General features: G+C 40.1%; 21 protein-coding genes. 9 read left to right on the forward strand and 12 right to left on the reverse strand.

Going from position 1 to position 26134, the window contains the following annotated elements:
* The first annotated feature begins 40 nt into the window (after positions 1-40).
* Positions 41-2302, forward strand: coding sequence for an inorganic phosphate transporter (locus tag CLV99_RS00895; RefSeq protein ID WP_133582607.1), 2262 nt, complete (start codon positions 41-43; stop codon positions 2300-2302).
* A 40-nt stretch (positions 2303-2342) separates the two neighbouring features.
* Here the strand turns inward: CLV99_RS00895 and mtaB are convergent, their stop codons facing one another.
* Positions 2343-3662, reverse strand: a complete 1320-nt coding sequence (gene mtaB, locus CLV99_RS00900; RefSeq protein ID WP_133582644.1) for a tRNA (N(6)-L-threonylcarbamoyladenosine(37)-C(2))-methylthiotransferase MtaB — start codon at positions 3660-3662, stop codon at positions 2343-2345.
* 226 nt (positions 3663-3888) lie between these two features.
* Here mtaB and CLV99_RS00905 point away from each other — a divergent pair, with 226 nt between their 5' ends.
* Together CLV99_RS00905 and CLV99_RS00910 are read left to right on the forward strand one after the other, a co-directional pair.
* Positions 3889-4710 carry a thymidylate synthase gene (locus CLV99_RS00905; RefSeq protein ID WP_133582608.1) on the forward strand — a complete coding sequence of 274 codons (822 nt, stop codon included), beginning with the start codon at positions 3889-3891 and terminating at the stop codon, positions 4708-4710.
* A 53-nt stretch (positions 4711-4763) separates the two neighbouring features.
* A complete protein-coding gene (locus tag CLV99_RS00910) occupies positions 4764-5255 on the forward strand; it encodes a dihydrofolate reductase (RefSeq protein ID WP_133582609.1) in 492 nt (163 codons plus the stop codon).
* Positions 5256-5982: 727 nt separating this feature from the next.
* Here CLV99_RS00910 and CLV99_RS00915 read toward each other — a convergent pair.
* The gene (locus tag CLV99_RS00915) at positions 5983-6438 is read right to left on the reverse strand and encodes a hypothetical protein (RefSeq protein WP_211348375.1); all 456 of its coding nucleotides are present in this window, start codon (positions 6436-6438) and stop codon (positions 5983-5985) included.
* A gap of 177 nt (positions 6439-6615) precedes the next feature.
* Positions 6616-7947 carry an argininosuccinate lyase gene (gene argH / locus CLV99_RS00920; protein WP_133582610.1) on the reverse strand — a complete coding sequence of 444 codons (1332 nt, stop codon included), beginning with the start codon at positions 7945-7947 and terminating at the stop codon, positions 6616-6618.
* Between the two features lie 252 nt (positions 7948-8199).
* Here argH and CLV99_RS00925 point away from each other — a divergent pair, with 252 nt between their 5' ends.
* The gene (locus CLV99_RS00925; RefSeq protein ID WP_162849969.1) at positions 8200-9126 is read left to right on the forward strand and encodes a DUF2167 domain-containing protein; all 927 of its coding nucleotides are present in this window, start codon (positions 8200-8202) and stop codon (positions 9124-9126) included.
* A gap of 161 nt (positions 9127-9287) precedes the next feature.
* Positions 9288-12200, forward strand: a complete 2913-nt coding sequence (locus tag CLV99_RS00930) for an alpha/beta hydrolase family protein (protein WP_133582612.1) — start codon at positions 9288-9290, stop codon at positions 12198-12200.
* Between the two features lie 196 nt (positions 12201-12396).
* Here the strand turns inward: CLV99_RS00930 and atpG are convergent, their stop codons facing one another.
* From atpG to CLV99_RS00975, 9 genes are all read right to left on the reverse strand, one after another.
* Complete coding sequence (atpG, locus tag CLV99_RS00935; protein WP_133582613.1) at positions 12397-13275, reverse strand: ATP synthase F1 subunit gamma; 879 nt, start codon at positions 13273-13275, stop codon at positions 12397-12399.
* A gap of 83 nt (positions 13276-13358) precedes the next feature.
* Positions 13359-14933 (reverse strand): F0F1 ATP synthase subunit alpha, encoded by a 1575-nt coding sequence (gene atpA / locus CLV99_RS00940; protein ID WP_133582614.1) that lies wholly within the window; start codon positions 14931-14933, stop codon positions 13359-13361.
* 57 nt (positions 14934-14990) lie between these two features.
* Complete coding sequence (gene atpH / locus CLV99_RS00945) at positions 14991-15536, reverse strand: ATP synthase F1 subunit delta (protein WP_133582615.1); 546 nt, start codon at positions 15534-15536, stop codon at positions 14991-14993.
* A 46-nt stretch (positions 15537-15582) separates the two neighbouring features.
* Entirely contained in the window at positions 15583-16083 is a 501-nt protein-coding gene (locus CLV99_RS00950) for a F0F1 ATP synthase subunit B (protein ID WP_133582616.1), read from the reverse strand.
* 100 nt (positions 16084-16183) lie between these two features.
* Complete coding sequence (atpE, locus tag CLV99_RS00955; protein WP_079645055.1) at positions 16184-16372, reverse strand: ATP synthase F0 subunit C; 189 nt, start codon at positions 16370-16372, stop codon at positions 16184-16186.
* Positions 16373-16408: 36 nt separating this feature from the next.
* Positions 16409-17485 (reverse strand): F0F1 ATP synthase subunit A, encoded by a 1077-nt coding sequence (atpB, locus tag CLV99_RS00960; RefSeq protein ID WP_133582617.1) that lies wholly within the window; start codon positions 17483-17485, stop codon positions 16409-16411.
* A gap of 86 nt (positions 17486-17571) precedes the next feature.
* Positions 17572-17979: a hypothetical protein gene (locus CLV99_RS00965; protein ID WP_133582618.1), complete on the reverse strand. Its 408-nt coding sequence runs from the start codon at positions 17977-17979 to the stop codon at positions 17572-17574.
* 107 nt (positions 17980-18086) lie between these two features.
* Positions 18087-18314, reverse strand: coding sequence for an AtpZ/AtpI family protein (locus tag CLV99_RS00970; RefSeq protein WP_133582619.1), 228 nt, complete (start codon positions 18312-18314; stop codon positions 18087-18089).
* Between the two features lie 75 nt (positions 18315-18389).
* The gene (locus CLV99_RS00975) at positions 18390-20621 is read right to left on the reverse strand and encodes a helix-turn-helix domain-containing protein (RefSeq protein ID WP_133582620.1); all 2232 of its coding nucleotides are present in this window, start codon (positions 20619-20621) and stop codon (positions 18390-18392) included.
* Positions 20622-20825: 204 nt separating this feature from the next.
* Here CLV99_RS00975 and CLV99_RS00980 point away from each other — a divergent pair, with 204 nt between their 5' ends.
* The 4 genes from CLV99_RS00980 to CLV99_RS00995 all read left to right on the forward strand — a co-directional run bounded on the left by CLV99_RS00980 (position 20826) and on the right by CLV99_RS00995 (position 26095).
* Entirely contained in the window at positions 20826-21326 is a 501-nt protein-coding gene (locus CLV99_RS00980) for a cupin domain-containing protein (protein ID WP_133582621.1), read from the forward strand.
* Positions 21327-21396: 70 nt separating this feature from the next.
* Positions 21397-23250, forward strand: a complete 1854-nt coding sequence (locus tag CLV99_RS00985) for a DNA topoisomerase IV subunit B (protein ID WP_133582622.1) — start codon at positions 21397-21399, stop codon at positions 23248-23250.
* 112 nt (positions 23251-23362) lie between these two features.
* Positions 23363-24208, forward strand: coding sequence for a formyltetrahydrofolate deformylase (gene purU, locus CLV99_RS00990; protein ID WP_133582623.1), 846 nt, complete (start codon positions 23363-23365; stop codon positions 24206-24208).
* 108 nt (positions 24209-24316) lie between these two features.
* Positions 24317-26095: a hypothetical protein gene (locus CLV99_RS00995; protein ID WP_133582624.1), complete on the forward strand. Its 1779-nt coding sequence runs from the start codon at positions 24317-24319 to the stop codon at positions 26093-26095.
* Positions 26096-26134: the final 39 nt, after the last annotated feature.

Raw genomic sequence — 26134 nt, forward strand, 5'->3', positions numbered from 1 at the left:
ATGCTTCATTTTTTGTTCATAGTTTTGCAAAAATAAAACTATGGACAATTATTTATATTTAGTCATCGTCACCCTTATCACCCTAGGTGTGATCGACCTGATGGTCGGTGTAAGTAATGACGCTGTAAACTTCTTGAATTCGGCTATCGGATCTAAAGCAATTCCATTTCGATTGATTATGATCCTCGCCAGTGCAGGAATATTGTGTGGAGCCGTTTTTTCAAGTGGTATGATGGAGATCGCACGAAGTGGAATCTATATCCCAAGTATGTTTAGCTTCAATGATGTACTGATCATATTCCTCGCGGTAATGATCACCGACATTATTCTACTTGACATCTTCAACTACTTCGGTTTACCTACATCCACTACCGTATCCATCGTATTTGAGCTCTTGGGAGGTGCTGTCTGTTTAGGACTATACAAAATAGCCACAACCACAGGGGATTGGTCTACCTTATCCCAGTATATTAATACTGAAAAAGCTTCAGAAATCGTAGTAAGTATACTCCTGTCCGTGATTCTGTCTTTTACCGTCGGTATGGCCGTACAATATGTATCCCGTTTGATCTTTACATTTCAATTTGAGAAAAAGATGAAATCCTTTGGGGTATTCTTTGGCGGAGTAGCCCTTGCTGCAATTAGCTATTTTATAATTATCAAAGGTTTAAAAACAGTTACTTTCATTGACAAGTCGGTAAAAGAATGGATCAACACCCATGAATTACTACTTATCGCTGGAAGTTTTGTTTTATTCACGGCGTTCAGTTTCGTTCTGACCCGTTTAAAAATCAATATCCTTAAAGTTATTATCGGGATAGGCACATTCGCCTTAGCATTATCTTTTGCTGGAAACGACTTGGTCAACTTCATTGGTGTCCCTGTTGCAGCGATACAGGCAATTGGCTTCTTCCAAGCATCTGGAGGCAATCCTGACACCTATATGATGGGAGAACTTGGTTCTGCCGATATCGTAGCTCCCGTATGGATTTTATTTATTTCTGGAGCTATTATGATTGTCACGCTATGGACTTCGAAAAAAGCGAAAACAGTTATTGAGACCGAGATGAATTTAACTAGCCAAGACGCTAGCACCGAAAAATTTCAGCCCAATACCTTATCTAGATGGATTGTCCGTGGCTTTATGAATATAGGTAATGCTATAAGCTATCTGATGCCCCGTGCTCTTCAAGCCCGTCTAGACCGTTCCTTTGAAAATGAACGCTCTACAAAAAAGAAATCACAGGATGAACCGATGTTTGATATGGTACGTGCCTCAGTCAACCTAATGGTTGCCAGCAGTCTAATTGCATTAGGTACATCCATGAAACTTCCGCTATCGACTACATATGTGACCTTTATGGTCGCTATGGGTACCGCTTTTGCAGATAGAGCTTGGGACCGAGAGAGTGCTGTATACCGCGTATCTGGTGTTTTCCATGTTATCGGTGGTTGGTTCTTTACAGCTGCCTGTGCATTTACAGGAGCATTCATCATTGCTTATTTATTGAAGATAGGTGGCATCATGACCTTTGTAGGTGCTCTTGTATTATTAGCCATACTTTTAGTTTACAATGCGAAAAGCCACAAGAAAAAAGTAGCTGAACAGGCAAAACGGAAATTACAGTTAGGTAAGGAAGACATACACACCTTACAACAGGTAACAGAGGCCAGTTCTAATCAAATCAGTGAAGTATTTGCAAAATCCAATATTTTCTACAAAGAAATCGTAGATGGATTGATCAAAAATGATCTGACATCACTTGCTATGAATAAAAAGCTTATCAAGAAGTTCTTGCGAGACTTGGATTCAACGAATGACAACCTCTACAGCTTTATTCGTAACCTGGACGATTCGTCGGCAAAAGGTAGCCGGTTCTACATTATGTCCTTAGGTTATCTACAGGATATTGTAGAAAACCTGTACGTCATCGCCACCAATGCACACAACCACGTAGACAATAATCATAAATCGCTAAAGGATTATCAGGGCAATGATCTTCGTCTAGTAGGTGATGAATTAGGCAATTGGTATGCTGAAGTCTATAATATGTATAAGCGTCGTGACTTCTTAAAGATCGATAATACGATGAAACAACGAGATCAACTGCAAAAGGTCATCAATAACCTAGTTGATAAGCAGATTGACCACATACGTACGACAGAGAATAGCCCAAAAAACACAAAGCTATACTTCTCCATACTATTAGAAACAAATGAACTTATCAGTTCGACGTTTAAGCTTCTAAGATTGAACAAAGAATTTGAAGAGTTCAAAATAGACAACAAGAAAATTAAATAAGAAAAGAAAAGCCCGCTGATGCGGGCTTTTCTTTTCTTATTTAATGTGCCAATATCTCTGGCAGTTCTTCTACATCCACCTCTCCATTCTCCGAAATAGACATGAAACGTACGGGAACAATTTCATTCACCAAAAGCGGATCATATGGCGTACGTACTTTGACGTAATTTTTGGAGAAGCCATGCATATATCCGTCTTTGATATCGGATTCGAACAAGACCTCTCCGACAGCATTAAGATTCTCTTCGTAAAAAGCACGACGTTTTTTCTCAGACAGAATATGTAGCATTTTACTACGGTCTGAACGTTGCGCTCCAGGTACAGCACCTTCCATCTGTGCTGCAATCGTATTCTCTCGCTCCGAATAGGTAAACACGTGTAGATAGGAGATATCCATCTCATTCAGGAAATTGTACGTATCTATAAAATCTTCACGACTCTCTCCTGGGAAACCTACAATCACATCCACACCGATACAACTATTAGGCATCAATGTTTTAATCTTTGCCACCCTTTCAGCGTACAGCTCACGCTTATAGCGTCTACGCATCTGCGCCAATATCTTATTGCTTCCCGACTGCAACGGCATATGGAAATGAGGAACAAATCGTTTTGATTGCGCAACAAACTCGATTACCTCATTGGCCAATAAATTCGGCTCTATAGAAGAAATGCGGATACGGTCTATTCCTTCGACTTCGTCCAAAGCCTTGACCAAATCGAGAAATTTGTCCTGCCGCTTGCCGTCACGGATTCCAAAATCTCCGATATTCACCCCTGTCAGTACGATCTCCTTCACGCCTGAAGCAGCTATTTCCTCTGCTTGCTTCACGATATCTTCTATCTTACCAGAACGGGATGCGCCACGCGCCAATGGTATCGTACAGAATGTACACGAATAGTCACATCCATCCTGCACCTTCAGAAAGGTACGCGTACGATCTCCAATAGAAAACGCAGATACAAACTGATTGGTTTCATCAATAGGTCCATTATGAATAATCGCCTTTTCCTGTTTCGTCAGATCATTGATATGTTCAATAATATTAAACTTTTCAGCTGCTCCAAGGACCATATCTACACCAGGGATTTCCGAGATTTCCTTTGGTTTCAACTGTGCATAGCACCCTACAATAGTGATATAAGCATTTGGCGAATGTTTAAGCGCTTCCTTCACCACCTTACGGCACTTCTTATCTGCATGATCTGTCACCGAACAGGTGTTAATAACATAAACATCTGCCTGCGAATTAAAAGGCGTGGTTTCATAGCCCGCATCCTTAAAAATACGACCAATAGAAGATGTCTCTGAAAAATTCAGCTTGCATCCCAACGTGTAAAAAGCAACTTTTTTATTCATATCCATATAACTCGACCGTTTGTAGGTCATTTGGAAAATCCAATCCGCAAAAATACACATTTTTATAGACATGAGATTTCAGTTTTTATATTTCAGTTCTTCTGGGCAAGATGTGAGATGTTCATGACACAAAATTTCAGCTTTCACCGTAATTTGCTTAGATTTGAACGTATCTGCAAATCCACGTATTCGCAGATTAACGATTTAACGAATAAGCATAAACATCATGAAACAGTATTTAGATTTACTTAAACACGTATACACAGAAGGCGTCGAGAAGACAGATAGGACAGGAACGGGGACACGCGGTGTTTTTGGTTATCAGATGCGTTTCAACCTAAAAGAAGGCTTTCCTTTGGTCACAACCAAGAAGTTGCACCTACGCTCCATTATCCACGAATTGATCTGGTTTCTGAAAGGAGAAACCAATATTCAATACCTCAAAGAAAACGGAGTCAGCATTTGGGATGAGTGGGCTGATGAAAACGGCAACTTAGGTCCAGTCTATGGATCACAATGGAGATCATGGCCTACGCCAGACGGAGGTCATATTGATCAGATTGCGCAAGTTATCCATCAACTGAAAAATAGTCCTGATTCCCGTCGCATCATCGTATCTGCATGGAACGTGGCAGAAATCAACAACATGGCCTTACCTCCATGTCATGCTTTCTTTCAGTTTAATGTTGCACCAGCTCAACCCGAAAAAGGTCTCTTAAAGCCTCAGTTATCCTGTCAGTTATACCAAAGAAGCGCGGATATCTTCTTAGGAGTTCCTTTTAACATCGCGTCCTACGCTCTTTTGACGATGATGGTAGCCCAAGTATGCGATATGGAGGCAGCAGATTTCATACACACCTTAGGTGATGCACATATCTACAGCAATCACTTCGAACAAACAGAGCTACAGTTGTCACGGGAACCAAAAGCCCTCCCGCAACTGAAAATCAATCCCGAAGTTAAAGACATATTTGATTTCAAATTCGAAGATTTCGAATTAGTGAACTATGAGTTCCACCCACATATCAAAGCTCCAGTTGCGGTATAGTGAATATTTCGAAGTGCTGACTTTTTTAATTTTTACTTTTTAATTTTTACTTCGTGAGTACCAAAATAACATTGATCGTAGCAGCTGCAGAAAACAATGCAATAGGTAAAAACAATCAAATGCCTTGGCATCTGCCCAACGATTTTAAATATTTCAAAAAATCTACCATAGACCATTCTATAGTAATGGGACGTAAAACTTTTGAATCGATCGGCAAGGCTTTGCCCGAGCGCAGAAATATAGTTCTCACGAGAGACCAACAATATAGCAATACAGACGTCGATGTCGCTAATAGCATCCAAGATGTTCTGACTTATTGTCGCGATGAAAGGGAAATCTTTATTATCGGTGGTGCCAATATTTACCAACAGACACTTCCGCTCGCGCAACGCGTATTACTGACACGTGTACACACTAGCATCGATGGAGATGCTTTCTTCCCTGAACTACCTTCTACCGAATGGGAACTTGTGAGCCAGGAAAAACACAATAAAGACGAAAAGCATGCTTATGACTATACCTTTGAGGTATGGGAAAAGAAATAAAACGATAAATATCTATCGAAAAAAGTGAAAGGTCCTTCACTTTCAGTGATTTCTTTCCCCTGGCTAGTGATTACTCTCCACTGACTGGTGATTACATTTCAGCGACGAGTGAACACTTATTGACTGTAGGTGAACACAATTGCGCACAATTTGTCTGTATTTTTATAAAAAGTAACCACTATAAGCTAACCTGTGATTGCATTTTCAAAAAAAGTAAACACTTCTTAGAACACAGTGACTACTTGTTATGGAATAGCAGTCACTTGATAACGATAGATGAACACTTTTTAGAAAAATGTAGTCACTTCATAGTGCTAAGGACTTGCATTATCGCAACAAGTGATTACCATTCTGCTATAAGTAACTAGTCTTTAGCAAAAAGGAATTAGTTAATAATAAACATGCCCCCCTTTCCCCAACATAGTGATAACTTTATCAGGCTCTGTGTTCCCTTTCTACCAAAGAGTCGACACAAGTCATCAACATGTGATCAATCAATGCAATAAAGTGAACACTCTTCATCAGCAACAAATCACTAAATGCTAAACAGTAATCACATTGTTAGAAGAAGTGATCACTGATTCCGAAGAACCAATCACTTTTTAGCGCTTTTTTAGCCCATAAAAAGCCTAACTGAATAAATCAGTTAGGCTTAGAAATGCTCTTCGACAGATAAACCAGCACTATAACACCTATTTCAAGGTCCTAAGTGCTGCTTTAATCACACCTATTTGATATAGGTTTTATTTCCATTTTCGTTGATATAATATTTACCTCCCTTAGATCCTTCATAGACAGGATGGCCATTGTGTTTTTCCCCAGTCAACTTATCTTGCCCCGTAGCCTTTACGCTCGGACTTTGTGTTTTGTTAACTTTCTTTTCAGTCTTTGTCTTTTGATCGGCTTTAACTGCCTCTTCTTTTTTAACGTCCTTTACTGCTTTAGTACCCGTACTTTTTGCAGTCTCTTTTGGTTGACTTTCTTTTTTGGTCGCTGAAGCATTTGCTTCTTTCGCCTTGTTCTCTGTTTTCTTAGTCTGTTGTTCGCTAGGACCTTTTACTTCCGTTTTCCGAGCTGGTTTTTCAACAGTTTTTGCTGTTTGAGCCTGAGCACTACCTAGTCCTAAAGTAGCCACGACAGCAGCTAATGCTGCTAATTTTTGGATTGAATTTAAGGTTTTCATAACCACTAAAATTAATTAAATACATTACTGATTATAGCGCAACGCAAATGCCAAAAACAACCACAAAACACTGAACATGAAATATTTAACACACCTTTAACTAAACAAAATATGGTGAAACACAAAAAATCCCCATCCGATTGCTCAGATAGGGATTCCTATATTTAGTTCAAAATTCTATTTCAACAAATCATCCAATGCCTTTTCCACCTTCTCGAAACCAAACTCAACTTTTACCGATTCAAACATACGTTCGATTTGATCATTGCACAGATTACCTATACTGCCTTCATGCGTATGCTGTACCTCCTTTTCTGGCTTGAATGTGCCCTCCTCAATAGCTAGGCCAATATTTTTGTATGCTTCGCGGAACGGCACACCTTCTAGCACTTCGTTATTAACAACTTCTACACTGAATAGGTAGTCATATTTCGGATCGTCCAGTATATTTTCCTTTATCGAGATATGTTCCAACATAAAGGTTGCTATTTCCAAGCAATCACTCAAGGATTGAAAAGCCGGGAACAAATTTTCCTTTAACAGTTGCAGATCCCGATGATATCCCATAGGCAGATTGGTCGTCATCATCGCTATCTCGTTGGGCAAAGCCTGTATTTTATTACAGCGCGACCGTATGAGCTCGAATACATCGGGATTTTTCTTGTGTGGCATAATACTCGAACCTGTCGTCAAATGCGCAGGAAAAGAGATAAAGCCAAAATTCTGATTGATGTACAGTGTCACATCCATGGCAAATTTGGCCAACGTAGCTGCTATTGAACTCATCGCCTGTGCTACGATACGTTCGGTCTTGCCCCTTCCCATTTGTGCATATACGACATTGTAATTAAGGTCTTCGAAACCGAGTAACTCGGTAGTCATCGTCCGGTTCAACGGAAAAGAAGAGCCATAGCCAGCAGCAGAACCTAACGGATTCTTATTGCTCACTGTCCAGGCTGCCTTCAATAAATGTAGATCATCGACCAAGCTCTCTGCATATGCTCCAAACCAAAGACCAAAAGAGGAAGGCATAGCGATCTGCAGATGTGTATAGCCAGGCATCAACACGTTTTTATACCGCTCGCTACAAGAAATCAATTGCTTGAACAGTACTTCTGTACCGTCAAATAGCGCTTTAATCTCGGATCTAAAATAGAGCTTTAGGTCGACCAATACTTGGTCATTACGGGAGCGTCCAGAGTGTATCTTCTTCCCCGCTTCGCCTATACGTTGGGTAAGCATCATCTCGACCTGAGAATGTACATCTTCGACGCTGTCTTCAATAATAAATGAACCGTCCTGTATCTCTTGGTAAATTTTCTTCAGTTCCTGCTGAACCGCCTGAAGGTCCTCCGCAGTCATCAGCCCGATGCTATGCAACATACGTGTATGTGCCAAAGAGCCTAACACATCAGCCTCAGCCAACTGTAAATCCATCTCCCGGTCATTACCTACCGTAAAAGACTCTACAAACGAATCAACATCTATATTTTTTTGCCAAATTTTCATCTGTTCTATTTTTTATTATATGAGGAAGTTACTCCATATTGATTAGCTTAACCACCGACTTATGATTGTTTCGTTAATTACAATTTAACTAAGGGCAAAAATACTATTATTTTAACAAAACCCCTCCCCTTTAACAATAGACTAACCATAAATTACTAATCAAATAAGAATCCATAATACAACTATATTTGAATAAAGTTGAAACCTTATTTGTCTTTTTGTACATTTGATAATTTTTAATTCAAAATGTATATGAACAAATATTTACTTACCATCTTTACGCTATTTATTGCTATGTCTGGATTTGCAGAATCTCCTGATTCTACTGAAATCGCAATAAAAGAAATAGAACAATCGCTACAGTATCAGACAGGAACAATAAAACTAAAGGAAGGTCACGGCACCTTAATTGTTCCAAAAGGATTTCATTTTCTAGATCAAGAACAAAGCAAATATGTGCTTAGTGATCTATGGGGCAATCCGGAAGACAACACAATTATTGGAATGTTATTCCCGATACATGTCGGCGTATTGGATGATCATTCATGGGGTTTTACCATTAGTTATGACCCGATGGGGTATGTTAAGGATGATGATGCAAATACAATCAACTATGACGATCTTCTTGCCTCAAATAAAAAAGACATACTAGCCGAAAACCAAGAAAGGCTAAATTCAGGTTACGGCACTATTGAATTGATTGGATGGGCATCAACTCCCTATTATGATAGCAATAAAAAGGTATTGCATTGGGCTAAGGAGATAAAATTTGATGGGGATAGCGCCAATACACTTAATTACAATCTGAGAGTGCTGGGAAGAGAAGGAATATACCTCGTCAATGCAGTCGCTTCGATGGACGAACTTCCTGAGGTCAATAAAAATTTGGATCAGCTAATTGCCAGTGTGCAATTTGATAATGGATACAAGTATGAAGACTATACAGATGGTGACCAGATTGCATCTTGGACAGTCGGAGGATTAGTTGCCGGTAAGATTTTGGCAAAAACAGGGTTCTTCGCTGCAATATTAAAATTTTGGAAGATAATTGCCGTCGGTATAGCTGGTGGTTTTAGCTTTTTATGGAAAAAGATAAGAGGAAGAAATGAGAATGATACCATCGAAGCTCCTACCAAACCTATTCAAGAAGAGAATGATGAGGATTCGACAAAATCTTAATCTCTAACGATCAAAAAACAAACAAAAAGACAGTATAAACAGCTATACTGTCTTTTTTGTTTTTAAGAGATTCGTAAAATATTCCATACAATCCATATTCCTATCAAAACAACTCTTTAAAATCAATAATTTAGAGGCTGATATACTTAACTTATTTTTTAATGAACAAGAAATCTTTATTATTCTTAGCGTGTCAACTGTCGTGGTTTCTGCCCCAGGCGCAAGAAGGTAAAAAGCCATTAACATGGCAAGAAATCCCGTCCTGGCACTACATCCGAATGAACGGAGCACAGCCTTCCCAAGATGGCAATTGGTTTGCCTATGTTGCAGGACCTTCTGAGGGAGATCTGACCCTTACGCTTAAAAGCACCAAAGACACTTTAAACTATAACTACAAAATAGGAGGTCAAAGCACTCCTATCGCTTTCTCCAATAACAGCCAATATATCGGTTTCTTTGAATCGCCAAATTTTAAGGAAATAAAAGCGAATGAAAAAGCGAAAAAGCCAAGTAGCAAAAAGCTTAAAATCATCGCTTTAAAAGACACAGCATCGTTGAGTTTTGACAAAGTACAAAGTTTTAACTTTTCAAACGATGACAACAAGTGGATTGCTATCCGTTTTGAAGGTATGCCTGCTGGCCCTGGTGCGCCTAGAGGAGAGGATGCAGGCCGTGGAGCCGACTTAGTATTATACAACCTCTTGACCAAGAAAAGTTTTAACCTGGGTAATGTCAGTGACTACAAATTCAACAAGTCTGGTCAGTACCTTGCTTATACCATCGATGCCAACAACAAAAATGGCAACGGTATATTCTTGATGGATATGACGACGGGACTGACAAGTGCACTAAAGAATGATGATGCCAATTTTTCTAAAATCAGTTGGAATAAAGAAGGTACTGCATTTGCGCTCTTAAAATCTAAAAAAGATAAAAAATATAAAACTCCAGTATATTCGCTGATCGGGGTTAAGAATATAAAAGGTCAAAACGCAGAAGTCTTCGACTACTCTGGATTAGATGAAAACCAAATCACAGCAGGTTACGGTATCAGTCAAAATACCAGCGTATCCTGGAGTAAAGATTTGAGCACGGTATTCTTTGGTATTGCAAAACTTGAAAAAACGGAAGATCCTAAAAGTACCGAGAAGAAGATTGATGAACTGGGCAAAGATTCCACGAACACGAAACTTGCTATAAAAGATAGTGTTTCAACGGATTCCACAAAAACAAAGCTGGCTAAAGCTGCGCCTACGAAACCTCAAGTCAACAAAAAAGATCTCGAAAAACCAGACATGATTATCTGGAACTGGCAAGACAAGCGTTTGCAATCGGCACAACGCACGCAATTGCAAAGAGACAAGAACTTTATGATCATGAGCGCTTGGGATGTTACTTCCAACAAATTTGTCTCTTTAGCGGATAGCGCAATAAAATCTATCGCTCTAGCGCCAAACCAAACAATCGGATACGGCTTGGATTTCAGCCCCTATGAGTACGAGGCTAATCTCGATGGACAGGGATATGGTGATCTATACATCGTAGATGTAAAAACTGGTGCTAAAAAACTAGCAGTCAAGAAACTCTATATGAATGCGTCGCGAGGCTTTTCTTTCTCGCCAAACAGTGACTTCCTTCTGTACTATAACGACGGAAACTACTACACGCTAAATGTAAATACATTACAACAAAAGAATATAACCGAAAATATTCCGTCTTCTTTTATTGACATCTACGATGACCATAATGTTTCTAAAGTCGCAACCGGCAACTTTGGTTGGACGGCAGATGGAAAGTATGTGCTTTTAAAGGACAACTTTGACCTATGGAAAGTATCTGCTGATGGTAAATCGGCAACGACGCTGACAAATGACTGGAAAGGTCAAAAACTAACTACGGTTGGAGCTAGTAGACTCTATGAAGATGACGAAAACATAGACTTGAAAAAAGATCAGTACTTTACGGTCCTCAGCCAGGAGACTAAGCAAAAGGGAATCGCATACCTGCCTGCTGGTCAAAATAAAATGCAAATCCTAAAGCTCGACGATATGAACATGAGCTCGATCAACAAAGTAAAGAACAGCAATACGTTCTTCTACATCATGGAGAGCAGTAATCAAGCTCCAGAATACTTTGTAAGTCAAGACAAGTTCCTTAAAACCGAGAACCAACTGACTAAGAACAGAAGTAATAATGATAAATATGCCCTATCGGCAGGTTCTAAACTGATTACTTATGTGAGTGACCATGGCGATACGCTACAGGCTACTCTTTATCTGCCTGCAGACTATGTAGAAGGAAAATCTTATCCGACGATTACCTATATCTACGAGCGACTTACAGACGACAAGAATACCTATGCGCAACCAGGATATCCTGGTGGTGGATTCAATCGAGCGATGTACAACAGCAATGGCTACGCGGTATTGATGCCAGATATCAAATACAAATTGAATGATCCAGGTATGTCTGCTGTGGCATGTGTAATCCCTGCCGTAAAAGCAGCTATAGCTACTGGTATTGTAGACGAGAAAAATGTCGCTATACACGGACATTCATGGGGTGGGTACCAAACGGCATTCTTGATCACGCAAACGAATATCTTTAAAGCAGCGGTAGCAGGAGCTCCATTGACGAATATGATCTCTATGTATTCATTGATCTATTGGAACTCGGGATCTTCAAACCAAGCGATCTTCGAATCGAGCCAAGGTCGTCTTACAAGCGGGTACTGGGACAATTGGGAGGCTTATACACGTAACTCTCCTATATTCCATATCAAGAAGGTGAATACGCCGCTGATCATTATGCACAACGATAAAGATGGTGCGGTGGACTATACACAAGGAGTAGAGTACTACAACGGTCTAAGACGTCTTAACAAACCAGTCGTAATGCTTACCTACAATGGTGAAAACCATGGTCTGGTGAAAGAAGTCAATAAGAAAGATTATGCGGTGCGTATGATGGAATACTTTGACTACTATTTAAAAGAAAAAGAGGCTCCAAGCTGGTGGTCTAAGGGTGTTGACTATATGGACTTAGAAAAACATTTAGAAGAAAGAGCGTTTTAATAATGGTTAATGGTAAGTGGCTAATGATTAATTTTAGCCACTTACAATAACCTAACGCAAATGGTCTAAAGTTTAAGCCTACTGCAAACATAAAAAAGAAAAGGCGTTGAATAATTTCAACGCCTTTTCTTTTCTATGCTGTAATCATTAACAATTAACCATCAATAATTAATCATTAACCATCAATAATTAACACCTATCCGTTTGACAATGCTGCTGCACCGGATACAATCTCGGTCAACTCTGTCGTAATTGCCGCTTGACGTGCTTGGTTGTAAGACAATTTCAATGCTTTCAATAAATCTCCAGCATTTTCTGTAGCCTTATCCATCGCTGTCATACGTGCTCCGTGTTCTGAAGCGTTGGAATCTAAAACAGCCTTATATAGTTGAATTTTGATCGCCTTAGGAATCAATTCTTCAATGATTTTTTCCTTTGACGGCTCGATGATATAGTCAAGTTCTGCTACGTTCTCTCCTTTTTCTTCTGGTACCAAAGGTAAAATCTGCTCCGAAGTCAACACTTGAACTGCAGCGTTCTGGAATTGATTATAAACCACTTCTACACGATCTATATTTCCAGCCTTAAACTCGTCCATAACATACTCCGTAACCTTAGAAACATTTTCAAAATTAAGATCGTTGAAAAGCTCGTTGTGATTACCAATAACATTAAAACCGCGCTTAGTGAAAAAATCGTGTCCACGCTTACCAATAGCAATGATACTTAAATTGCCACGAGCATGCTGCTCTGCGTATTTACTGAAGATAAGATTATTCGTTGTTTTAATAACATTCGCATTAAAAGCTCCGGCCAAACCTCTATTAGAGGTAACTACAACAACCAATACCTTATTAGGGGAACGGTCTTGTGTGTACGGAGAATCATTACCTTCTACAGAAGTGGATACTTGAGCTAGAATATCTCTTAATTTATTGGCATAAGGACGCAACTGCACAATTGCATTTGTCGCACGTTTTAATTTCGCAGCAGATACCATCTTCATCGCTTTGGTAATCTGTTGCGTGGATGTAACCGATGTAATCCGGTTTCTTACTTCTTTTAAATTTGCCATATTCCAATTTAAGTAGTAAGTATTTAGTAATTAGTATTTAGACCTAGAAATCTAAGTACTAAATACTAAATACCTTGTACTTATTAATATTTTGAAGCTAATTCTTTAGCTACTGTTTCTAACACATCTGTCAACTCATCCGAGAATTTACCTGCTTTTAGTGCAGACAATACTTCTGGATGACGTTGTTCTAACTGTGTTAAGTATTCTTCTTCAAACTGTCTTACTTTATCTACAGGGACGCTACGCAACAATCCTTTTGTACCTACATAGATAATAGCAACTTGTTTCTCCACAGAAACTGGAGAGAACTGTCCTTGTTTCAAGATCTGAACGTTACGCACACCTTTGTCCAATACGGCTTTAGTAGCTGCATCTAAATCTGAACCGAATTTAGCGAAAGCTTCTAACTCACGGTACTGAGCTTGGTCTAATTTCAAGGTACCAGCAACTTTCTTCATCGATTTGATCTGCGCGTTACCACCTACACGTGATACCGAGATACCTACGTTGATCGCTGGACGGATACCTGCGTTGAATAAGTTAGACTCCAAGAAAATCTGACCATCTGTAATTGAAATTACGTTGGTAGGGATATAAGCTGATACGTCTCCTGCTTGTGTCTCAATGATAGGAAGTGCTGTCAATGAACCGCCACCTTTTACCAAATGTTTGATAGACTCTGGCAAATCGTTCATTTCGCGAGCAATTTCGTCTGAAGAGTTAATTTTAGCAGCACGCTCTAATAAACGAGAGTGAAGGTAGAATACGTCTCCAGGGTAAGCCTCACGTCCAGGAGGACGCTTTAACAACAATGAAACCTCACGGTAAGCTACTGCTTGTTTTGACAAGTCATCATACACGATCAATGCTGGACGACCTGTATCACGGAAAAACTCTCCGATAGCAGCACCCGCCATTGGCGCGTAGAATTGAAGAGGAGCTGGCTCTGCAGCAGAAGCTGCAACAACTACAGTGTAAGCCATAGCACCTTTTTCTTCCAATACGCGTACGATATTCGCTACTGTAGAGTTTTTCTGTCCTACAGCAACATATATACAGAATACAGGTTGACCTGCATCATAAAATTCTTTTTGGTTGATGATCGTATCGATACAAACCGCAGTCTTACCAGTCTGACGGTCACCGATTACCAACTCACGCTGGCCACGACCTACTGGAATCATCGCATCGATAGCTTTGATACCTGTTTGTAAAGGCTCAGTAACCGGCTGACGGAAAAGTACCCCTGGAGCTTTACGCTCGATAGGCATTTCATAAGTCTCGCCTTGAATTGGTCCTTTACCATCGATAGGTTGTCCCAATGTGTTTACGACACGACCCAACATACCTTCACCTACTTTAATAGATGCGATACGGTTGGTACGTTTGATTGTATCTCCTTCTTTAATCTCGTCTGATGGGCCTAAAAGTACGACACCTACGTTGTCTTCTTCTAAGTTCATTACAATACCTTGTAATCCATTAGCAAACTCAACTAACTCTCCGGATTGAACTTTTGTTAAGCCGTAAACACGAGCAATACCGTCACCTACTTGTAGTACGGTACCTACTTCTTCTAATTCGGCTTCTGACTTAAAGCCTGACAATTGCTCTCTTAGAATTGCCGAAACTTCATCTGGTCTTACCTCTATCATTTTAACTTCGTATAAGGGGTTTTAGAATCTATTACTTTTATCGATTTCGTACAAGGATTAAACACCTTGTGTTACGAAATGTCTTTCTAGTTTATTTAATTTGCCAGCGATGGTCGCATCAACTTGTCTGTCGCCTACCTTAACCACAAATCCACCGATTAATGTAGGATCTACTTTATTGACTAAGATAACCTCCGCATTGATCTGTTGACCGATGGCAGTTTTCAACGCTTGGATATTGGCCTCCGACAATGCAGACGCAGAAAGTACTTCTGCTTTAACAATACCATTCAACTCGTTGTACTCGCGGATGAATTCTAATGCAGTAGCATAAATCAATTCACCACGTCCTTTGCGGATCATAATCCCAAAGAAGGTCATTATTTCAGGTCTTACTTTACCGTCGAAAAGAGCCACTAAAATTTTCTCTTTCTTATCTGTTTTAATAATAGGATTATTTAAAACAGCCTGCAACTCTGAACTCGATTTTATTACGGCAACGATCTGTTCTATATCGGCTTTGACCGCCTCTACATGACCTTGCTCTTTTGCCAAATCCAATAAAGATTTAGCATATCTAGAAGCAACTTTGAATACTGACATGTTTAAAAATTTAAAAATTTAAAAATTACAATCAAGCAGAACCCGATTAGTTCAATTTAACGTCTTTCAACAAGTCAGAAACTAATGCTTCTTGTTTACCTTGGTCTTCAAACTCTTTCGCCAATACTTTACGAGCGATATCTAAAGACAAAGAAGAAACCTGATTCTTAACCTCTGCCAAAGCTTTCAACTTCTGATCTTCAATTTCACGCTTCGCGTTTTCAATCAACTTAGCTCCTTCAGTCTGTGCCGACTCTTTTGCTTCAGCAACAATCTTATCTTTCAATATTTTTGCTTCCTGAAGAATAGCATCACGCTCCACACGAGCATCTTTTAACAATTGCTCATTCTCATTGGTCAAACGTGCCATTTCCAATTTAGCCTTTTCTGCAGAAGCTAAAGCATCGGTAATACCTTGCTCACGCTCATCTAATGCACTGATGATAGGCTTCCAAGCAAATTTACCCAATAAAAATACGACGATTACCAATACAATTAGTAACCAGAAAAATAAACCGAAGGAAAAATCGTGAATTAATGCTTCCATTATATATGTTTAATATTTTGTTGTTTTTGTTTTTTGTTAAGTAACATCATTTGCAACCAACCGTTGCAAATGATGTCCTGTACTTTGTGTCAGCTTGGGCTTATTTACCTAAGATTAGGGCAGCAAGTGCCAAACCTTCAACTAATGCACCAATGATGATCATCGCAGTCTGAATTTTAGAAGCTGCTTCTGGTTGACGAGCGATAGCTTCCATAGCTGAACCACCGATTTTACCTAAGCCTAAACCTCCACCGATTACGATTAAACCTGCTCCAATTAAGTTGTACATAATAATTATTTTATAAAATTTAACAAAAAATTCTGATTAATGATGCTCTGGGTGCTCCTCTACAGCCATACCGATAAACAATGAAGATAACATGGTAAAGATGAAGGCTTGTAGGAATGAAACCAATAGCTTTAAAACAAAGATGATCAGTGTAAGTAACATCGAGATACCGATACTACCACCTAATGTCAATTGACTCTGGAACAAATAGATGACCGCGATAAAACCCATGATTACAAAGTGACCCGCTGTCATATTTGCAAACAAACGAAGCATCAACGAGAAAGGCTTTGTGAAAATACCTAGTAACTCGATAGGAGCTAACAAAATTTTGAATGGCACAGGAACACCTGGCATCCAAAAAATATGCTTCCAATAGGCTTTATTTGCTTTGATATTTGTAATCAAGAAAGTAACAATAGCTAACCCAAATGTAACCGTGATATTTCCTGTCACGTTGAAACCAATAGGTGTAAGTCCCATTAAGTTTAACAAGAAAATCAAAAAGAATACAGACAATAAGTAAGGCATGAATTCTTTATAACGGTGACCGATATTTGGACGAGCCATTTCATCACGTACGTAGATAATCAATGGTTCCAATATACGACCGATACCTGTAGGAAGGTTATTGACACCTTTTTTGTACGTTTTAGCTAAACTCAAAAATGCCCAGAACATTAATATCGTAGCGATAATTAATCCAGCGACATTTTTTGTAATCGAAAAATCCCAAGGCTTAGCATTTGTAGGATGCTGTTTCTCATCATAAGTGATTGTACCTGCAGCATCTGTATTATAAATCTTTCCATGGTACAATTTGTAAAATTGACCGTCTTTTTCTACTACCGCATCTCCATGATGGAATTCAGCAGAAGAGAATACTTTCAAACCATTATCAATCAAAATAACCGGCAAAGCAAAACCGTAATGTTTGCCTGATGCCTTATGACTGAACAAGGAGAAGTAATAATCGTCTTTGACGTGATGTTGGGAATAAGCCGTTATTTCCTCCGGCGTAGAAATTTCAGAAGACTGAGCTCGAACTGTGAACGGACTAACTGTAAAGAAGATTACTGTAAAAAGCAAAATTGCTCTCTTAAGACTCACCATTTTAGACTACTATATGAATAATGAAAAATTTTGGGCAAAAATACAACTTTATTTGTCATATAATGCCATTTGACAGAAACTTTTTGTTATTTTTTTTCAACAGTGCTATCTCCCTGATTCAAAGCCTGAAAGGCAACGAAAACATCGAAAAATAAAAAGAGAAAAAACACAGCTAAAAAGTTATACTCTATAAAATCGTTCTCAAAGACACCCAGCCCCTTCCGGACATAGATATATCCTGCGATGACTTTGACAGTCATGATACCCAAAAAGACAAAACCCAAGTTTTTAGGCATCGCCCAATTGGTCAACATAATCAACACCAAAGCAAGCAAAGACCCAACCCCACCAAAGGTATACAGACCTAACAAACTGTATTCTGAACGGGACCAATAATCCCCCAGCTCCATACCATTCAATATAAGGTAATGTGCAAAAAAAGCCGTCACTGCAAACACCAGCAACATTAAAATATTCTTGATATAGTTATTCATTCATCATTTGTTTGTATTCAAAGGAATTATTCATTAGCGCTAACCTCATAATGGAACCCCATAGTTCCTCCTACGATTAGCAGCTCGCATGAAGCCTCTTCACAGCCCTACTCGCCCCTACTAATCCTATTGGCCTGACGGATAAACTGGTACAATGACGCCAACACACCCAACATCGTGAATCCTTTTGCCCACCATCCTCCAGCGAAATCAAAACGTACATCGATCCAATCTCCAACCGCATAACACAAATAGATTGTCGCCGCCATTTGAAAAGGCATCGAAGTGAATACAATCCACTTGTTAATCTTTTTGGGCGTTTTTTCTTCCTTCAAACGAATACAGATTGGGATGCAAACTTAGATAAAAAGCTTTGCATTTACGCCATATCTGCCTAAATAATTCATCTATCAGGCTTTAACATCTTGATTCGCGGCTTCCGTTTCCAAAACCTTCTGTCCTATTTTAATTTCGGGATAACCATAAGCATCTCCAAGAATCATTTTGATCTCGGATGAAGACTTTCCTTCATTTTCCTTCAGTACGGTTAGAATACGATTCAACTTTTCTGTGGAAATTAAGTCCTCAGCATCAATTTCTACCCCTACATAGTGGATAAGATGCCCATAGATTGTTCCTTCAACCATCCCCCGCTTTTCTGCAATCTGCGCAATATCAAAACCATCTAGATACATTTCTAGTGTAACCTGTTTGGTATCCAACTCTTTTCCATCCCCATCATCTGCTGTTTTGACAGATTCATCTTTTACCACGCTTGCTCCCAATACAAGTCCCTCTAAACCTTCTTCTTTCGTCAGCGCAGTAGCGATCGTAAGACAATGCTTCAGCACCTCATGCTTACGTTTAAAATCTAAAAGCAATGCTTTTAACTCCTCGATGTATTTCTTAGTACGCTTCCGCACTTTCCAAGCTTCAATATGCTGGGTTGTAGCCTCCAACAGCTCGGTCTCCATACGAGGCAGAAACCATTGGACAGCAGACTCCGTACGGTCGCATATCTTTTGATAATCCACATCCTCCGGATTAGCAAGCATACCATAAAGCTGTGTTACAAACTTATGAGCGACAGCTTCTTGCTGCTTTACGGCGGTCATTACCCCCAATACAAAAGCATCAACGCCAGGTTTGTTATCAATATTACGGTTCACCAAAGAGTCTGCTAGTTCTTGAACAGACTCTGTAAGCGTAGTCCACCGAAAACTCTGCAGTAAAATCTGTCCTAAAAACACTCGCTGACACTGCACCAACACCTTATCCATCTCTTCATCTGCCAAAAGTTGCTTCATAAAGCCGACCACCTGATAATCCGTACGGATCGAATGCGATGCAATCTTAGAGCGTAAGACCAAGCCCTCTAGTCCTGTCAAACGGCTGAGCGCAACATAGACCTGTCCAGAAGCGAACGAGGTACCTGCATCAATTATGGCCTTATCAAAAGTCAATCCCTGACTCTTGTGTATGGTAATCGCCCAGGCAAGGCGCAAAGGATATTGCGAAAATGTGCCCAGCACTTCTTCCTCAATCTTATCTTCGCCTTTATTGTATTTATACTTAATGTTTTCCCAGGTTTCGCGTTTCACGACCACATCTTCACCCCCATCTTTAAAGCTCACAACAATTTGATGCTTATCCAGCAATAGTTCTTTGACGGTACCGATCTTACCATTAAAATATTTACGGTCTTCCCCTACGTCATTTTTGATAAACATCACTTGTGCCCCTTCTTTGAGCGCTAAGGTTTCTTCTGTTGGGTAGGCTCCCTGCTGAAAATCATCCTTCACAATAGCTTTGATATTGTGCATACGACCAGAAAGCTTCATTAACTCCTCCTGATTGATCTGCTCGGCAAGCCGGTTGTGTGAGGTCAATGTAATATATTGATCCTCCCCTTCGGGCACAAATCCCTCCCGATAATGACCATTCAACAGCGCTAAATCTTCGGTGGTACATTCATTATTCCGAATGTTATTAAGAACATTGATAAAACCGGTATCCTGCTGCCGGTATATCTGCTGCAGCTCCAGCTTAACCAATGCACTACTACGTAATACCTTGGCATCGAAAAAGAACATACTGGAATAATGCTCCCGCAACACCTGCCATTCCGCATCCTTCACCACAGGTGGGAGCTGATAGAGATCCCCTATAAAAAGCACCTGTACCCCTCCAAAAGGACGCATATCGCGACGTACAGATTTCAAGATAACATCGATTGCATCTAGTGTATCTGCGCGCACCATAGATACCTCATCAATAACCAACAGCTCCAATTCCTGCAAAATAGCACGCCGTTGCTTCGTCAATTTTATCGTGCTAAAGAGACGACTCTTATTATAGATATTATGGTCCTGCTCGTCCCATTTAAGCGCATAATCTTCTATAAAAACACCAAAAGGGAGCCAAAACAAAGCATGTAACGTCGTTCCTCCGGCATTCATCGCTGCTACACCCGTCGGAGCGGTGATAGCCATCTTTTTATAGCAATTGTCCCGAATATAGCGGAGAAAAGTCGTTTTCCCTGTACCCGCCTTCCCCGTAAGGAATAAGTTTTGGTTCGTTTGATTAACAAAGGCTACTGCTTTTTTGAAAATTTTGTTTTCGTTGTCGTATTGTTGCGTCATGATATCTTACAAAAGTAAGCGTTTTGTAATGAAGTTAGTCAAGGAAGGATTTTTTTGTCCTTATCAGGACAGGGCTTGAGCAACAAAAAGATCTTAAAGAAACACCTTCCTTTTATAGAACAATGTTAAAATTTAAAAAAACATTATCTTTATGTAATTTCACGTATAAATATTATCTTAACCCGTAGAAACACATTAACGACTATGACGTATATAGACAAGACTGAACTATTCAATCAGATTGAAAAAAAAATTACGGATGCAGGGTTTAAAATCGACAACATCGACGAGAATAGACCCTGGGGAGGCTTCTTTGTTATAGACGAAGCACAGGCTCAGCAGTTCGCTAATCAATACTTTGAAGGTCTAGACATCAAAGATTTAAAAATTTCGGGCAAGTTAAGTCCAAAAATACTAATCGTTGCTCCTTCCAAGCGTCTTTCTTGGCAGTACCATCACCGCCGGGCCGAGATATGGCGAGTTATTCGCGGCGAAGTTGGCGTAGTTACTAGTCTCGACGATAACGAACATGAACTAAAAATTCTTAAAGAGGGGGAATATATCCGTCTAGCACAAGGCGAGCGTCATCGTCTTGTAGGTCTTGGCGAATATGGTGTAATTGCCGAAATATGGCAACATACCGATATCGAAAGCCCTTCTGACGAAGATGATATCGTACGTGTACAGGATGATTTTGGCCGATAACATTTAATTATGTATTCGTGAATCCAAAGCATTTTATCTAAGTTTGCACACACTTCATACTTTACGGTACATGACTACATATAACGAAGATAGCATACGATCCCTCGACTGGAAAGAACATATCAGACTACGTCCTGGTATGTATATTGGTAAGCTCGGGGACGGTTCTGCCTATGACGATGGCATTTATGTTTTATTAAAAGAAGTTGTCGACAACTCAATTGATGAGTTTGTGATGGGCGCGGGAAAAACGATAGATATAACGGTCAATGAGAACAAAGTGTCTGTACGTGATTACGGTCGCGGAATTCCGATCGGTTCGGTCGTGGATGTCGTTTCCAAGATCAATACAGGGGGTAAATACGACAGTAAAGCCTTTCAGAAATCAGTTGGTCTAAATGGTGTAGGTACCAAGGCTGTCAACGCACTTTCCACAAGTTTCACCGTTCAATCCTATCGCCAAGGCGCAACACGGATTGCACAGTTCAGCAAAGGAGAACTTGTAGACGACGAACAAAAAGAAACTACACAACGGAATGGAACGGCTGTTACGTTCTATCCGGACGACAGCATATTCAAACACTATAAATATAGAGTTGAATTCGTTGAGAATATGATCTGGAACTATGTGTTCCTAAACTCAGGACTTACGATCAACTTTAACGGTCAGAAATTCCTTTCCGAAAATGGGTTAAAGGACCTGTTGGAGCGTAATGTTGATATGGAGAGTATGCGCTATCCTATCATTCATCTAAAAGGTGAAGATATAGAAATAGCCATGACACATGGACAACAGTACGGTGAGGAATACTACTCTTTCGTCAATGGGCAACATACTACCCAAGGGGGAACACACCAGGCGGCATTCCGCGAAGCTTTGGTGAAAACCATTCGGGAGTTTTACAAAAAAGAATTTGATGCTTCAGATATCCGAGCTTCTATAATCGGAGCGATTGCGATAAAAGTACAAGAACCGGTCTTCGAGTCTCAGACCAAGACTAAATTAGGTTCACAAAGTGTAGGGCCCGAAGGACCGACCGTACGTACATTCATCAATGATTTCGTGAAGAAAGCTTTGGATGATTACCTCCATAAAGATTCTGCTACTGCAGATGCCCTGTTAAAGCGTATCATGCAATCGGAACGGGAGCGTAAAGATATTGCAGGAATCAAGAAACTTGCCAACGAACGGGCAAAAAAGGCATCCGTACACAACCGGAAGCTGCGAGACTGCAAATTACACTTCGGCGACAAAAGTGAAAGAAACCTAGAAACGACCCTTTTCATCACAGAGGGGGACTCCGCTTCTGGATCGATCACCAAATCAAGAGATGTACAGACCCAAGCGGTATTCAGTCTCAAGGGAAAACCATTGAACAGCTATGGTCTGACCAAGAAAATCGTGTATGAGAATGAAGAATTCAACCTTCTGCAGCACGCCTTGAATATTGAAGATGGCATAGAAGGTCTTCGTTATAACAACATTGTCATCGCAACCGATGCCGATGTCGACGGTATGCACATTCGCCTATTGTTAATGACGTTTTTCCTACAGTTTTTTCCAGATTTGGTAAAAGCTGGGCATGTTTCTATTTTACAGACACCATTATTCCGTGTCCGCAATAAAAAAGAAACCATCTATTGTTACTCGGACGAGGAGCGTCAACGTGCTATTTCTAAATTAGGAAACAAGCCAGAAATCACACGATTTAAGGGACTTGGTGAGATTTCTCCTTCCGAATTTGGATTGTTTATCGGCGAAGACATGCGCCTAGAGCCTGTAATATTATCTAAAGACAATAGACTACAGCAATTGCTCGAGTACTATATGGGTAAAAACACACCAGACAGACAACGACATATTGTGGACAACCTCCGTATAGAGGTCGACCTTGAAGCGGAGCTTGCCCAAAAAGCAGGCTAAGCAAAATGGGGCTCTCTAAAACGTAATATTTTCCGTCTTTCGTTCCTCAGGTTCGCAATGACGTGACAATTTAAATTTTAGACAGCCCCTTACAACCTAAACCTAACCTATCATGCACAATCAAACGCTTATACTCATACAGTGTAAAGACGCTGTTGGTCTCGTATCGGGCATTTCAAATAGTATCACTAGGCATCAGCTGAATATCATCACTATGCGGGAGTATGTGGACGAAGAAAACAATAAGTTTTTCGTTCGTGTCGTCTGTTCAGGTCAACTTCCATCTACAGCGCCACTCCTGAATGACTTACGACAAGCTCTACCAGAGCATGCGGATATACAGATCAATCCAACGAACAGAAAAAAATTGGTGATCCTGGTAACCAAAGAGCACCATTGTTTGGCCGATATCCTGACACGTCATTACTTTGATACCCTACAGGGTGAAGTGCAAGCAGTGATAGGGAATTACGATATACTCAAAGAATTTACAGAGAAATTTGATATACCTTTTCACTTTATATCACACGAAAACAAGGACAAAAAAGACTTTGAGCAAGAAATCATAGACAGTATAAACCATTATACTCCTGACTATATCATACTCGCAAAATTCATGCGCATCCTTTCGCCCAATTTTGTGCAGCATTTTGAACATAAACTCATCAATATACACCATTCCTTTCTTCCTGCATTCATCGGAGCGAATCCTTACAAGCAGGCGCACGACCGTGGCGTAAAAATTATAGGAGCAACCGCACACTTTGTAACAGATGACTTGGATGAGGGGCCCATTATCGTACAGAACACCAAATCTGTCGACCACAGCTATGACCTAAACCGGATGAAAACTGCTGGAAAAGAGATTGAAAAAGCCGTATTGACAAGAGCTATTCAACTCGTTATGGAGGACCGGGTAATCTTAAATGGCAACAAAACTATAGTTTTTAAATCCTAGCAAATGAGGCCAAAAAGGGCCAAAAGTGACTAGAAACACCTTTTTTAATGGTGTTTAACATTTTTTATTCCATAAATTTTGTGGCTATTTGCATATCAAAATTTCGCAATGGAACACACTTTTCATCTCCCTGTACTTGGTCTAGCTTTTTCCATAGATAGCCCGCTCAAAGTCGCTCAGTTTGGTATCGCATCAGTAATGTCTATTGTTGATGACGAACTGGTCGAACGCATGCGGGAATACTATTCAAAACAACACAATCTACCCTACATCCCTATAAGCCCGAAAGCGAAAGACAGCCGTTCAAAAAGAATAACGGCCTATCTTGACCTGGTACAGGACATTGTGAAACAACAAGTGAACACATTACGCAATTCGGATCTGGACGATAGCACTGATTTACAAAAGTATTTCCACCTGTTACCGGAATCGGCTAACCTCAAAAAAACGTATAACGCTTATCGATCGGAAACAGACGCTGATAAAAAAGCAAACCTCAAGGCAACGTTGATGATGGGGATAAAGCAAGGCGAAATCAATGTCAATATCATGTCCAAAGTCGATAAAATCAATACGGATGCCTCAGGTAACAGACTAGATCATATGTATTCGGATGCGAATGCTGCTTTACGTGGCTTTGCACAGAGCAATCTTCAGGGCGGCCTGGTACTATCTGCCGGCATGAATCCCCGATTATACAGCTATCTTGGAGAGCTACCCCAATTCATGCCTAATAAGTATGGGCAGTTCCAAAAACGTGTGATATTAAAAGTCTCTGACTATCGCTCGGCCTTAATACAGGCCAAATTCTTAGCAAAAAAAGGAATATGGGTCTCTGAGTTCAGGGTAGAGTCTGGTCTCAACTGTGGAGGACATGCATTCGCTACAGACGGCTTTTTATTGGGTCCTATATTAGACGAATTCAAGAAAAATAAAGGCTTCTTACAGCAAGAACTCTACTCGCTATATACCGATAGCCTTAATGCTAAGGGGTATAGCATAAAAAGCTGTCCTGCCTTGACCATTACAGCTCAAGGTGGAATAGGCACCGCAACAGAGCATGATTTTTTACTAAATTACTATGGCTTAAAATCTACGGGCTGGGGTTCTCCTTTTCTATTGGTTCCGGAAGCGACGACGGTAGACGAACAAACATTAAAAGCACTCGCCTCCGCACAGAAAGAAGACTTTTATGTCAGTGGAGCTTCTCCTTTAGGCGTACCTTTCAATAATTTCAAAAAAAGCAGTGCCGAACTAAACCGCCTGCACCGCATACACAAAGGGCGCCCAGGTGCTCCCTGCACAAAAAAATATTTAATATCCAATGCCGAGTACTCGGATGAACCCATCTGTACTGCATCCCGAATCTACCAATATACTAAATTGAAAGAACTGGAACTTTTCGACGCTGACTGTGCCGACTACCAGAAAAAACTAGAAGCAATTACCGAGAAAACATGCCTTTGTGAAGGGTTAGCCACCTCTGCCTACCTAAAGTATGATATTTTACAAAGCAAGGAAGACGACGCTGTAGCGATTTGTCCTGGCCCAAATACTGCTTATTTTAATGCTGTATATAGCCTACAGGATATGGTAGACCATATTTACGGACGCAAAGACCTACTAATCCATTCTGATAGACCATCCTTGTTCATCAACGAACTGAATCTATATATCGAGCACCTCGAACAATATCTTCAGGACAACCAGCTGCAGATGGATGAGAAGAAAGAAAAATTTGTCAACAAATTCAAAGATGAATTACTGCGCGGCATCACTTACTATGAAGGTATAGCCCTTCAGCTCTATCCAATAGATAAGGATGCACAACACCAAGAATTCTTAAACGACCTGAGGGACGGATTGATACGTATTACAGCATTGTAAAAAGAGAAGAGGCCGTTAAAAAAACGGCCTCTTCTCTTT

Source organism: Sphingobacterium yanglingense (assembly GCF_004363245.1).
GTDB lineage: Bacteria > Bacteroidota > Bacteroidia > Sphingobacteriales > Sphingobacteriaceae > Sphingobacterium > Sphingobacterium yanglingense.